General features: G+C 30.5%; 18 protein-coding genes. 8 read left to right on the top strand and 10 right to left on the bottom strand.

The genetic code is table 11. From position 1 onward, the window contains the following. From JJ842_04725 to JJ842_04705, 5 genes are all read right to left on the bottom strand, one after another. Positions 1 to 93: a cytochrome B6 gene (locus JJ842_04725; protein ID MBO6971215.1), complete on the bottom strand. Its 93-nt coding sequence runs from the start codon at positions 91 to 93 to the stop codon at positions 1 to 3. 64 nt (positions 94 to 157) lie between these two features. Further along, positions 158 to 544: a DUF4346 domain-containing protein gene (locus tag JJ842_04720; GenBank protein ID MBO6971214.1), complete on the bottom strand. Its 387-nt coding sequence runs from the start codon at positions 542 to 544 to the stop codon at positions 158 to 160. Between the two features lie 61 nt (positions 545 to 605). Next, a complete protein-coding gene (locus tag JJ842_04715) occupies positions 606 to 1,760 on the bottom strand; it encodes a GNAT family N-acetyltransferase (protein MBO6971213.1) in 1,155 nt (384 codons plus the stop codon). 17 nt (positions 1,761 to 1,777) lie between these two features. After that, on the bottom strand, positions 1,778 to 2,428 hold the full coding sequence (locus tag JJ842_04710) for a dihydrofolate reductase family protein (protein MBO6971212.1): 651 nt from the start codon (positions 2,426 to 2,428) through the stop codon (positions 1,778 to 1,780). Continuing rightward, positions 2,425 to 3,351 carry a 6-carboxytetrahydropterin synthase gene (locus JJ842_04705; protein MBO6971211.1) on the bottom strand — a complete coding sequence of 309 codons (927 nt, stop codon included), beginning with the start codon at positions 3,349 to 3,351 and terminating at the stop codon, positions 2,425 to 2,427. The genes JJ842_04710 and JJ842_04705 overlap by 4 nt, the downstream gene beginning before the upstream one ends. Positions 3,352 to 3,401: 50 nt before the next feature. On the opposite strand from JJ842_04705, the gene JJ842_04700 reads away from it, so the two are divergent. Continuing rightward, positions 3,402 to 3,959: a shikimate kinase gene (locus JJ842_04700; protein ID MBO6971210.1), complete on the top strand. Its 558-nt coding sequence runs from the start codon at positions 3,402 to 3,404 to the stop codon at positions 3,957 to 3,959. Here JJ842_04700 and JJ842_04695 read toward each other — a convergent pair. Beyond that, positions 3,956 to 4,213, bottom strand: coding sequence for a chlororespiratory reduction protein 7 (locus JJ842_04695; protein MBO6971209.1), 258 nt, complete (start codon positions 4,211 to 4,213; stop codon positions 3,956 to 3,958). The two genes, JJ842_04700 and JJ842_04695, sit on opposite strands and share 4 nt — an antisense overlap. 1 nt (position 4,214) lies before the next feature. Between JJ842_04695 and JJ842_04690 the strand changes: the two genes are divergently transcribed. Next, entirely contained in the window at positions 4,215 to 4,922 is a 708-nt protein-coding gene (locus JJ842_04690; protein ID MBO6971208.1) for a POLO box duplicated region, read from the top strand. Here the strand turns inward: JJ842_04690 and JJ842_04685 are convergent. Beyond that, positions 4,909 to 5,634, bottom strand: a complete 726-nt coding sequence (locus JJ842_04685; protein ID MBO6971207.1) for a glutathione S-transferase family protein — start codon at positions 5,632 to 5,634, stop codon at positions 4,909 to 4,911. The two genes, JJ842_04690 and JJ842_04685, sit on opposite strands and share 14 nt — an antisense overlap. A 54-nt stretch (positions 5,635 to 5,688) precedes the next feature. On the opposite strand from JJ842_04685, the gene JJ842_04680 reads away from it, so the two are divergent. Genes JJ842_04680 through JJ842_04670 form a run of 3 tightly spaced genes read left to right on the top strand, consistent with a single transcriptional unit; the run spans position 5,689 to position 7,074 of the window. Continuing rightward, positions 5,689 to 5,898: a DUF751 family protein gene (locus JJ842_04680; GenBank protein MBO6971206.1), complete on the top strand. Its 210-nt coding sequence runs from the start codon at positions 5,689 to 5,691 to the stop codon at positions 5,896 to 5,898. Further along, positions 5,898 to 6,290 carry a 30S ribosome-binding factor RbfA gene (gene rbfA / locus JJ842_04675; GenBank protein MBO6971205.1) on the top strand — a complete coding sequence of 131 codons (393 nt, stop codon included), beginning with the start codon at positions 5,898 to 5,900 and terminating at the stop codon, positions 6,288 to 6,290. Before JJ842_04680 ends, rbfA begins: the two co-directional genes overlap by 1 nt. Continuing rightward, positions 6,277 to 7,074, top strand: coding sequence for a uroporphyrinogen-III synthase (locus JJ842_04670; protein ID MBO6971204.1), 798 nt, complete (start codon positions 6,277 to 6,279; stop codon positions 7,072 to 7,074). The genes rbfA and JJ842_04670 overlap by 14 nt, the downstream gene beginning before the upstream one ends. Here JJ842_04670 and JJ842_04665 read toward each other — a convergent pair. Both JJ842_04665 and zds read right to left on the bottom strand, forming a co-directional pair. Then, complete coding sequence (locus JJ842_04665; GenBank protein ID MBO6971203.1) at positions 7,067 to 7,537, bottom strand: SRPBCC family protein; 471 nt, start codon at positions 7,535 to 7,537, stop codon at positions 7,067 to 7,069. The genes JJ842_04670 and JJ842_04665 overlap by 8 nt on opposite strands. A gap of 3 nt (positions 7,538 to 7,540) precedes the next feature. Further along, positions 7,541 to 8,995, bottom strand: coding sequence for a 9,9'-di-cis-zeta-carotene desaturase (zds, locus tag JJ842_04660; GenBank protein MBO6971202.1), 1,455 nt, complete (start codon positions 8,993 to 8,995; stop codon positions 7,541 to 7,543). A 100-nt stretch (positions 8,996 to 9,095) separates the two neighbouring features. On the opposite strand from zds, the gene JJ842_04655 reads away from it, so the two are divergent. From JJ842_04655 to JJ842_04645, 3 genes are read left to right on the top strand one after another with little or no spacing between them, the layout of a single operon-like run. Further along, positions 9,096 to 9,488, top strand: coding sequence for an iron-sulfur cluster assembly accessory protein (locus tag JJ842_04655; GenBank protein MBO6971201.1), 393 nt, complete (start codon positions 9,096 to 9,098; stop codon positions 9,486 to 9,488). A gap of 6 nt (positions 9,489 to 9,494) precedes the next feature. Beyond that, complete coding sequence (locus JJ842_04650; protein ID MBO6971200.1) at positions 9,495 to 9,923, top strand: hypothetical protein; 429 nt, start codon at positions 9,495 to 9,497, stop codon at positions 9,921 to 9,923. A 1-nt stretch (position 9,924) separates the two neighbouring features. After that, positions 9,925 to 11,127 (top strand): hypothetical protein, encoded by a 1,203-nt coding sequence (locus JJ842_04645; protein ID MBO6971199.1) that lies wholly within the window; start codon positions 9,925 to 9,927, stop codon positions 11,125 to 11,127. A gap of 212 nt (positions 11,128 to 11,339) precedes the next feature. Here JJ842_04645 and JJ842_04640 read toward each other — a convergent pair whose 3' ends face one another. Then, on the bottom strand, positions 11,340 to 12,266 hold the full coding sequence (locus tag JJ842_04640; protein ID MBO6971198.1) for a TIGR01777 family oxidoreductase: 927 nt from the start codon (positions 12,264 to 12,266) through the stop codon (positions 11,340 to 11,342). Positions 12,267 to 12,353: the final 87 nt, after the last annotated feature.

Here is a 12,353-nt window from a genome sequence, read left to right as displayed (position 1 = left end):
TTAAATTAATTTAACTGCTCTTAAGAGCTTATCTAATGCGAAAGCAGCTCCAAAACCAAAACCAATAAATGCAAAATAGAAAATGATGTTCATTAATTTTTTTATTTTTATTTAATTTAACATCAGATGAAAAGATTAGATTTTTTCGTTTAATTTCTTAATCTTGGATATAGGGTAATTTTTTGTATAAACATTCTTCAGCTTTTTGCAGTTCCCTGCCTAAATATAGAGCATGATCGAATCTGGTTATTAAGTCATTTCTTTCTTCAGTGATCAATATTCCAAGTTGTTTCGCACTAATACCTTTAAAAACTTCATTACTAAATCTTTTATTTTGCGAGTCGCATTTAATTGGTTCATTTGTTTCTGGGTCAAGCGCATATCCGTCATCATTAATATTATTTAGAAAGTGCTCTAAAATTATTTTATTTTCTTCTAAGTCTACTTTGATAATGAAATAACCGTTTGGATCTAAGTCTATATATCTGTTGGATAGATCATTATCAATCTTTATTTTTTCATCTAAACTTTTACTTGAATCCATTTTGAGAATTTAATTTCAAACTATATTACTAATATAATCTTTGGTAAAGCTAAATAATTTTTTATTTAAAAGGTATAGATTGATTTTCAAAATCAATTTCCATCTCGGTTTGTTTATTCACTTCATTTAGCCAAGGTTTAATAATATTTTCCATATTTTTGTCAAACCACTTATGCATGCTAACGGTGCTTTTTGCAAAAAACCCCCTCCGTCTTTTATGTTTACCACCCGCTCCAGGATCAAACAAATGAATACTATTTTTTATTGCCCATTCAATTGGCTGGTAATAGCATAATTCAAAATGTAAATTAGATATTTCTTCTTGACTACCCCAATATCTACCCCATAAGTTTTTTTGATTTTTAAGGCACATCGACATAGCAAAAATTTCATTTGAATCATGTTTTGATGCACTAAAAAGTAAGAGATTTTTTTTATTATCAACCAGTGTTTCGAAAAATTTAGATGTTAGATATTTACTTCCCCAAACTCCCCACCTCAAACAATGCTGTTCATAAAAATTATGCATTTTTTTGAGTATTTCTTGGTTGATATCATCTTCATTAAAAATTTCTACTTTAATATCTTGTTTAGTAATTGATTTTCTCTCTTTTTTTATATTTTTTCTCTGATTAGAGTTAAATCTAGAAAGAAAATCATCAAATGTTTTTTCTCCATTACTCCTCCATTCACTACTGGAATTTATCCATTCATGGTATCCCAAAGATTTAAGATGGTTGCCCCAGCTTTCATCAATATATAAAAAATTACAACTTAGAATTTTGTTTGCAATCGCAAAGTTTTCGATGTGGGTTATAAGTAGATTTGTAATTTCTTTCTCGTCTTTATTTTTTTTATAAAGAAATTGATATCCATTTACAGGACTATAAGGACTCATTCCAATTAATTTAGGGTAATAATTTAAATTCAACTCTTGAGCTAATCTTGCAAATGATTGGTCAAAAATGAATTCTCCATAGCTATGATTTTTTAAAAAAAGTGGGGCAATTCCTAATATCTCTTCATTTTTAAAAGCAACAAAATAAAGTGGCTGCCAACCAGTTTCTCTTGAAACACTTTTTGATATCTCAAGGTTTTTAATCCAAGTCCATTCATAAAATGGATTATTAATTTCATTTGCCAATTCATTCCATATCTCTTTGGAGATTTCCTTAATTGACAATTTGACTTCAACTTTATGTATTGGTTGGTCCATTTATTATTGAATCTATTTTAACTTTTTTTGTAATGAATATGGATTTCATTATTCATTAAATTTTTAATTGAGTTTATTTCCCATCTTCTTTCGAGATTAAAAATCGCATTTGTTTGTTCTGGAGGAATCCATGTATATTTACCTCCAATAATTCGTGGAATTATTGTAATTTTTATATCTGTTATTAGATCCTCTTTTATAAATGAATTTATAAGTTTTGCCCCACCTAAAAGAGCTAAATCATTTATCCCTCGTTTTTTGAGTGAAATTAAAGTTTTTTCCCATGAATCTTCGAAAAAGAGTTCCTTCTCGAATTCATTATTCGACGAATTATCAACTTTACTTGAGCTTATTAGCCATCTTCTAATTGGTTGACGAAAGTATTTCCAATTACTATTAAATTTTTTGCTATTTGAAGCAACTATAGAAATTGGTTGGCTTTTTGATATATTTACTTCGTTATTATCATTGAGATTTTTAACTAGGTAAGTTGATTGATGAGCTATTAAAGTACCTAAACCAAAAATGGTGGCGTCAACCATTGATAAGTTTTGATTTAATATTTTTTTATCTTCATCGCTTCCAAGATGACATTCTCCACCTCTAGGAAATGCAATTCTCCCATCAAGACTTGATGCTATAACAATTATTACTCTTGGGATACTCAAGTTTGCGTGATTAAACTATTTTCAAATTGCAACTTCAATGAATTGGTTAACTTTTGATCAACATAAATTTCTGCAGCATTATTTGGGCTCTCTTGGAGTCTTATTTTGTGTAATGTTGCACCAATTTGATGTATTGGTTTTTTAAGAATATCAGAAATATATAAAGCTATATTTTCAGCAGTTGGAACACAGTTATGGAAAAATTCGATGTCTTTATTAAGAAAAGTATGATCTAGTTGTTCAACAACTAAATCGTTAATTATTTCTTGGAGGGCAGATAAGTCGCAAACCGTTCCTGTTCTTTTATCGATGTCTCCTTTTACAGTTATATCGACGATATAGTTATGACCATGTCCATTAACTCTGGCACATTTCCCATAGATTTTTTTATTTTCATCAAAGGATATCTCTTCTTTTGCAAGTCTATGAGCGGCTGCAAAATGAGTTTGTACTGTTAAAAATGCTTCCATGTTTTTTCCAAAATAATCTGCCCATAAAGTTGGGTTTTCATAAAGTCTTAGACTTGTAAGAGGTAAATCATCCTTTAGACGAGTCCAAATGACCTTTACTAATGCTTCAGTTGTGGGAAGTATACCCTCTTGATTATTAACATTAAATTCAGGCCAGACATCATTTAAAAAACGAAAATCTAATTGTCCAGTAACTTTATCTTTAATAGAGTGTTTTACATCAGAGAGATTAAGTACCATTCCATCAGAGTCTAGTTCTCCACCCATTGAAACAATAAGTTCATAATTATGACCATGTCCTGGTGCAATACTACACTTTCCAAAAAGAGATAAATTTTCTTCTGGGCTTTTTTCAGGAAGCCAATAACGGTGACTAGAACTAAAGCAGGCACGTCGAGTTATGACGCATTCACGTCCTTTTCCATGTAGTGGTTTGGATTGTGTAGAAGTCATACCTGTCTGCGATAATACTATCTTAAGGTTTTAAATACGCTTTTGTCTTTATGGAACAATCCATTATCGAAAAAACACTTCATAGTATTAAGGGCAGAAGCATATTTTTAATAGGAATGATGGGTTCTGGTAAGTCACAAACTGGTTTGAAACTAGCTGAATTATTGAAGTATAAGTATATTGATCTAGATTCATTAATAGAGAAGTTGGCAAAAAAATCTATCAATCAAATTTTTAGTGATGAAGGAGAAGATAATTTCCGTGAGTTAGAAGCAAAATGCCTTAAAGAAACTATCAAAATTCCTTCATTAGTTATCTCAACTGGGGGAGGAATAGTTACCAAATCGGAAAACTGGGGAATCTTAAGACAGGGAATAATTGCTTGGATAGATCTCGACAAAGATATAGCAATTGAAAGATTGAAAAATGAAATTGAAAATAGGCCACTTCTTCAGGGAAAGAATCTCAATGATCTATATATGAGCATTTTTCAATCTAGAGAAAATTTGTATTCTCAAGCAGATTTAAGAATTGAAGTAAAAAAAGAAAACATTGAAGAAGTCGCTATGAAAATAATTAATGCAATTCATAAAGAAATAATAAGTTAATCTGGTTCAATTCTTACTGCAAACCATTTGATAACGTATCCTAATTTTATTTCTAATTCATAAGTGCTTTCCAATAATTCTTCAAAAAATTTCTGATCAGGATCTTCTATATTTTGATATATTGTTTGTGTTTCTGTCTTACTAAGCCAATTCTTTAACCATAAAATTGCTTCTTGCTTTGATACAATTTTTTCTTTTGAATCTGGCTCTAATAATACATAATGATCTGATGCTCTTATTAGTGGATTTGACATAATGAAAGTTCTTCTTGGATTAATTCTTTGCTTGATTTTTCAAGGAATTTTTTTAGAAAGTTCTTTTGCTCTAGTAGATTCTAACGTACGAGAGTTTTTGGAAAATCGTTTAAATCAATGGCCAGAATTATATTTGCCAAATTTTAAATTATCGGATACTTCTAAGGATTTAATTTATCCAAAATGGTTCGAGGGAAATTGGCTTGTTACTTCTCAAGATATAGTTAATGATTCAGAAGAGCCAGTTATTTATAAAGTAAATTTCTTTAAGAATGATTCAGATTTAATTGTTGGTAATCGTGCAGAAAATTCTGAATCTATTGGAAAAGCAATATTTGGTGAAACCTTAATCAAGGTTGTAAATGATCCTCAATCTATTAATAATCAAATTACTTATTTAAAAGATGATTTTTATATCGATTCAAGAATTACAGGGAGAAATCAGATCCAAGATGATGATATTTTTTTCGCAGATGAGCTAGTTATACAAACAGCACATAGGCCAGGTGCTTCAAGGATTAATCAGGTAGAGACCATTAGTAAATTTCAAAAATGTTCCGAAGAAATATTGGAAGTTGAAAAATCAATCAAACCATCAATTTGTGGAGTGCAATATGTTGCTTCTTATGGTTCAAAAGTTGGTGATCCTTCTATTCATGCTATAAAAACAAATAAATATAAATTGAAGTTTGAATTTATTGAGAGTTAGCACTAAAAAGATATTCTTCTAAGTTGTTTCTCCAAATGAAAAGATTTTCTAAATAAGGGTTGTTTATGTATTCTTGGCTCCCCTCTCCTGAAAGAATTGGTCCTGCAGACTTTGGAAATTTAAGAAGGGATAATTGAGCAGCAATTGAAATATCTGCAATTGATAAACTATCTCCAACTAAATATTTCTTGTTGATCAAGGATTTTGATAAAGCTTCCAGCAATTTTTGGAGTTCTAAATTATCTTTAGAAGACAAAACTACATTAGAAATTTTACTAAGATTTTCAAAAGGTAATTTATCAACAATACTTTTAACTGAAGAAGGTATTTCATCTGGAAGTAATGCAGTTCTTAGCCGTGGATTTTCTATTGCAGATTTTATTAAAGCTTTTCTACAAGTTGTAGCCATTGTAGTATCTGCCCAGTCTTCAATTAGTTTGCATTGTGCAAATAATATTGGATTCTCAGGAAAGAGTGGATTGTTTTCATTTTTTTTATCTATGTATTCGCAAATAGTTGAAGAGTCATTAATAACTTGATCATTACTATCGACTATTACAGGCACTTGTTTTTGACCTGATATTTTAAAAATTTCAAATTGGCCTATTCCAGGTGTTACTTCTTCAACTCGATATTGTAGTTTTTTTGCATGAAGCGCCATTCTTGTTTTTAAACAAAAAGCACTATGCCTAAATTGATATAATGTAATCATGCTGTTTAATGTTTGTTAAAACTTAGCTAAAAAAGTAATCTATTTGTGGAGCTGATGGGCGAATTTTTCTCTAATGTTGCGAGATATCCAAAGTATTTGATATCTATCATTGTTGGTGGACTTGTTGCTTTGCTTGAACCTTTATTCAAGAATAGATCAAATCCACTCACAATAGTAGGTTTGATATCTTCTGTCTTAAGTGCTTTCATAACTGTTTATTTTGTCTTGCAAGCGATGACAAACCCAATAAATTTACAACCATAATGCCAAATAATTACCGTATTGCAAAAGTTTCTTCTCTTTTGAAGAAAGAAATAACACTTATTTTGCAGAATGATTTAGAAAATGATCTTATTAGAGATCATTTCATCAATATTTCTAAGATTGATTTATCAGGTGATTTGCAACACTGTAAAATTTACATAACTTCAACTGCAAAAGAGAAAGTGAGGAAAGAGATTGTGGAAAACTTGAATACTGCTAAAAGCTCTATAAGGCATAGTTTAGGAAAAAGAATTGAGATGAGAAGAGTTCCAGAGATAATTTTTAAAGACGATGTTGTTCTTGATAAAGGATTATCAGTCTTGAAACTTCTCGATGAATTAAAAAATAAAAATCAAAATAATAATGTTGAGGGTAAGGATGCCAAAAGTTGATCTACCTCTTGATCAAAGAAATATAATTATTACTCGATCAAAAGAAGGGATATTGGATATAAAAAAGATATTCACAAGCAAGGGCGCTAATGTATTTGATTTGCCTGCAATAAGTATTGGTGATCCCGATGATTTAAATCCTCTTGACGAAGCATTAAATCAAATAAATGATTTTCATTGGATTATTTTTTCCAGTAGTAATGGGATCAAATTTGTGGATAAAAGACTTAGAAAGTTTAATAGTTCATTAAAAGAATGTTCTAAAAAAACAAAAATCGCCGTAGTCGGAGAAAAAACCTCAAAAACTCTTGATGATTTTGGGATAAAAGCCGATTTCATACCTCCAGAATTTGTTGCTGAAAGTTTAATTGATAATTTTCCAGTATCTGGTTATGGACTTCGAGTTTTTGTACCAAGAGTTCAAACAGGTGGTAGGGATTTAATTGCAGATCAATTTAGAAAGGCTGGTTCTCGTGTATTTGAGGTTGCTGCATATGAAACTAGATGTCCTGAATCAATTCCGGAAGAAACAATTGATATTATTTCTAATCGAAAAGTTGATGCAATTATTTTCTCAAGCGGTAAAACCGTAGTAAATGCTGCTTTTTTACTAGAAAAAAAACTTGGTAAACAATGGTTAGAATATTTTGATCAAATTAAGTTATTAACTATTGGACCTCAGACAACAAAAATATGTAACAAGATTTTTGGAAGAGTTGATAGTCAGTCACAAAAATATACTTTTGAAGGACTACTAGATGTAGCAATTAATATTTTTAGTTAGAAAAATTTTTTGTATAGTTCTTTTCAACTAAATCTTTGAACCTATCAATATTGGCCTGTAATTCGTTTGTAACCATTTTGCCTAAAATATTTTCTTCCATAAACCGAGCAATCATTTTTGGTAGTTCATAAGTTATGGCTAAATTGACTGCTGTGATTTGATCAGTTTTACTTTCGAAAACTACTGATCCTTCAGTTGGTAAACCTCCTATTGATTTCCATTTAAGTTTGCTTTTTTCAACCCTTTCTGTAATTTGAGCTTTCCATTTAAACCTAAAGCCATTTGCAGCTAAAGTCCATTCTGTTAAATCTGGTAACGTATTAGTCTCTTCGTTAACTGTTTTTACAGATTCAATCCAGCTCATCCAAAGTGACATTGAGTCTAAATCGCTCCATGTATCCCATACATTTTCAAGAGGCGCATTAACAACTGTTATTACGTTATGTTTTAGCCAAGTACCCATGAATTAACTTACTGCAAGATTTTTTGCTAATTCGGCTTTCTTCTCTAAAATTGCGGCAGCAGCTAAATGACCACTCATTGTAGCTCCCTCCATAGAGTCTATATAATCTTGTTTTGTATAACTACCAGCCATAAAGAAATTAGATATTGATGTTTTTTGGTCGGGTCTGAAAGGTTCCATACCGGGAGCTTCTCTGTAGAGTGATTGTGGAATTTGTACCACGTTACTCCAAAGCAATTTAAGGTTTTTTGAGGATGGGAATAGACGGCGCACCTCTTTATCTATTTCTTTTGTAATTCTTTCTGTGGATCTTCCCATCCATCTATCGCCAGGAGTTAAAACACATTGGAGAAGCGATCCCATATCTTTTTTTCTATAGTCTGCTGGACTTGCTAGTGCTAAATCAGCAAAACAACTGAAAGAGGCATCAGCAGAATAAAGAAGGTTATCTAGACCAATTGGTTCGTTTCCAGTATTATTTTTTTGTAATTCAGTAACCCAACCGTCATATCTTAATTGGATTGTGGCAACAGCTACAGCTCTAAGTTTTTTTAATCCTTCAAATTCTTTAAATTGATACCATTCTTTTGGAATTATTTTTTTTATTCCAGGAACATCACATGCAGCTAGAAATTTATCTGCAAAGACTGCCTTAATTCCTTCAGGAGAAGATATTTTTAATTGATTTACTGAATAAGAGGAAGATTCCTGTTCATAAATGATTTCCTCTACCTTATGGTTAAGATGGATTTTTGCACCTTTGCTTATGATGTAGTCGACAATAGGTTGTGTTAACCACTTATGCGGAGAACCTTTTAAAAGGTTAAGTTTTGAGGCTTCTGTTTTTGAAGCAAACATCATAAATATAGTTAGCATGCATCTTGCTGAAATGTCTTTGCAATTAATAAAACCTAAAGCATATGCGATAGGGTCCCACATTCTTTCTAAGCTTTTTTCACTTCCACCATGGTTTAAAAACCACTCTTTAAAACTAATTTTATCTAGATCTCTAATTATTTTCATTGCACCTTCATAGTCTATCAATCCTCTAACTATTGGGCTTGTCCCTAAAGCTAAGGCATTTCTAAACTTATCTACCCAAGTAAGTTGTTCGGTGGTAAAAAAAGCTTTTAGTCCATTAAATGGAGCACCTAAAGGGAATCTGAAGTCTAAAGATTTTAAATCACCACCATTATTGATAAATAGATGAGTATGATCTTTCGGGAGTAAATTGTCTAAGGCTCCCACTTTTTTCATTAATTTAAAGAGATTCGCATAATTGTAAAAAAATACATGTAAACCCATTTCTATGTGGTTTCCATCTTTATCTTCCCAACTTCCGACTTTACCTCCCCAAAATGACCTGCTCTCGTAAATTTCTACTTCGTGGCCTTCATCAACTAAATTGACTGCTGCTGTAAGACCAGCTAATCCAGAACCAACTATTGCAATTTTCACTTTTTCTTAAAATTATAACAAATCAAGCTTGGATAATGTTTGTAATATGCATCCTATCGATAAAGTTTTTATATTATAAATAGTAGAAATCCCTTTGTTTATGGAAAATGTAGAAGTTAAACAGGAAATTAAAAATTCTGATGATGGCAAAGGTATTTTAATTACAAATGATGCTATAGAACAAATTTCAAATTTATTGAAGGACCAAAGTAATAAAAAAGCACTAAGGGTAGGGGTAAGATCAGGTGGTTGTAGTGGGATGAGTTATACGATGGATTTTATAGGAACTAATGAAATAAATCACGATGATAAAGTTTATGATTATTCATTAAAAGCTGATCAAAGCTTTCAAGTAGTATGTGATCCTAAAAGTCTCTTATATATTTATGGAATGCAATTAGATTTTAGTAAGGAATTAATTGGTGGTGGCTTTAATTTTGTAAATCCAAATGCTTCTCAAACTTGCGGTTGTGGAAGCTCCTTTGCGGTTTAATAAATAATGAATAACGAAATTAATCCCATCGAAGAGGATTTTAATGCAGCTTTATCAAGATACAAAGCAGGGCAAGATTTAATCCCAATCGTGCAAGAATTTCAAAAAATCATACAGCAAATTCCAAATCATTTTGCTGCCTGGACTTGTTTATCATGGCTTCAATTACTTTTGAAAAATAATGAAGAAGCTTTGGCAGCTGCTAGACAAGCTGTGCGATTAAATCAGCAAGATCCACAAGCAAGAATGAATTTGTCTTTAGCTCTTTTGGCTACAAATAATAAAGGTGTTAGGGATCATATTGAGTTAATAAAAAAAATGTCTATGATGATGCCAGATGTTAAAAGTGAGTTGAAAGAATCCGTTGAAGATGGATTAAGTAGATATCCAGATTGGCCTGAGTTAAGCAAAGTTAAAAAATGGCTGGAATTTTAAATTGTCTAAAATTTTAATATTAAGTAATGGGCATGGAGAAGATCTATCTGGCAGTTTAATAGCTAAACAATTTGTAAAAAATGGTTATTCTGTTAACGCTTTGCCAATTGTTGGGAAAGGAATTCATTATTCAAAAGAAAAAATTAAGATTATCGGAAAAACTGAAGAATTTAGTACTGGAGGAATTGGCTATAATTCGCTTAAGGGAAGACTAACTGAGATATTTGGAGGAGAAGTATTTTATCTTCTCAAAAAATTGTATTTAACTTATAAAATAAGAAAAAAATATGATTATTTTTTTGTAGTTGGTGATATTGTGCCAGTTTTTTTTGCGTGGGTTTGTAAGAAATATTTTTTTACATATCTAGTTGCTTATTCCAGTCATTATGAAGGTAAATTAAAATTACCATGGCCGTCTAAATTTTTCTTGCTCTCAAAAAAGGCAATAAGAATATATGCAAGAGATTCTCTTACAGCCAATGATTTAACTTTGCAATTAAAAAAGACAGTCTCTTTTTTAGGTAATCCATTTATGGATCAGTTTTTTATAAGAGATAAAGAAATAGAAAAATCTGAATTTAGTATTGGATTATTTCCAGGAAGTAGATTCCCCGAAATTTTAGAGAATTTTGTTTTAATTTTAGAGGTAATAGAGGCAATGTCAGATTTAAAATATTTTCAAAAAACTGAATTTAATTTTGCAATAGTTAATGCTTTATCTTTATCAAAAATAAAGGAGATATTTCAAAAAAGAAAGTGGGTACACATAGAAAAAATGCAAAATAAGTTTTTCTTGAAATTTCAATATCAATCTTTAGAAGTGAATATATATTGGAATAATTTTGACAAAATATTATTGAAAAGTAAATGCTGTATCAGCATGGCAGGAACAGCAACAGAGCAAGCTATTGGATTAGGAAAACCAGTTATTCAGATTGAGGGTAAAGGTCCACAGTTTACAAAATCTTTTGCAGAAGCGCAAAGAAGATTGCTTGGAAAATATGTTTTTTGCGCTAGTAATTATAAAAATAAGAATGATCAAATAAATCAGACAATTAGATTGATCATTAAAGTTATATACCTAATAAAACTAAATAAAAAGTTTTTGATCTCATGTAATGAAAATGCAAAAAAAAGACTAGGTGAAGATAAAGCTTGTATTAAGATGGTTGATGATATGAAAATTGTCATGAAAAATGACTAACGAAAATAATCCAAATAACATAAAACAATTAATCGATAATTTGTTATTGATTAATTTATTTATTGTAATTTTTTTTGCAATATTTTTTATATTTGCAATCATCATGCAATTAAATGGGATATTCATTTTTATTAATTTTATTCAAAGAGTTTGGAATCCTCTTATAGTCCCATTGATAACAATTCTTATTGTTGGGGCCTTAGTGAATGGTTTTACTTCTTGGTGGAAGCGTAAATTGCTTTCTCGAGAAGAGGATATTTGAAATTATAATTTTTGAGTTTATTGCTTTTTACTTTTTGTCCCTCTAATACAACTTTTGCTCCATCTCCCAACAATATTTTTAGAACTGCTCCGGGCACTGGAAGTAAATTAGGCCTATTTAGACATTTTCCTAAAGTCTGAGAAAAGTCCTTCATTAGTACTGGCTTTGGTGCAACAGCATTAATTACTCCCGAGTACTTTTTATCAACCAATGCTTGAGCTATTAATGCACATAAATCCCTTCTATGAATCCAACTCATCCATTGCATTCCATCTCCAATTGGTCCACCTAATCCAACTTTAAAAATAGGGAGCATTTTCCCTAACGCTCCTCCATCTGCCTCTATAACAATTCCAATTCTAAAAATTACTAATCTTGAGAAAAATGGTTTTTCAAAAGCTACCGCTTCCCATTCTTTGCAAAGATTAGCTAGAAAGTCACTTCCTCCAATACTATTTTCAGTGAATTCATCAGATAAACTTGTGCCGTAATAACCTATTGCTGATCCATTAATAATGACTTTTGGATTTATTTTAAAATTTTTAAGAGTCTTCATCATAAATTTTGTGGTGTTAATACGACTATTTTCAATCTCTTGCTTTTGAGCTGAAGTCCATTTTTTTTCTGCTATGGGTTCTCCCATTAAATTAATAATTCCATCTGTTTCTCTTAATATGTTTAGAAGATTTTCGTTATTCCAGTTTTGTTCTTTGGATAAGTTTATTTGAAAAAATTTAAATTTATTGAAAGCTAAATCAAGTTGTAATTTACTTATAGGTCTTCTACTTACAATGTATATCTCGTGATTTTCATTGAGTAGTGTTGGCACTAATTCTCTACCTACAAAACCAGTGCAGCCGAGTAATAAAAGACGCATATTTTTTAAATATCTATTAACTAAGGCTATAAAATTTTTTTTATGTTTGTAATTATTATTCCGTTATCAAATTTTTAAATATTTATT

The organism is Prochlorococcus marinus CUG1433 (assembly GCA_017644425.1).
GTDB lineage: Bacteria > Cyanobacteriota > Cyanobacteriia > PCC-6307 > Cyanobiaceae > Prochlorococcus_A > Prochlorococcus_A marinus_U.
The sequence above is the reverse complement of the archived record's forward strand: the minus strand, read 5'-3'. Positions and strand labels throughout refer to the sequence as shown.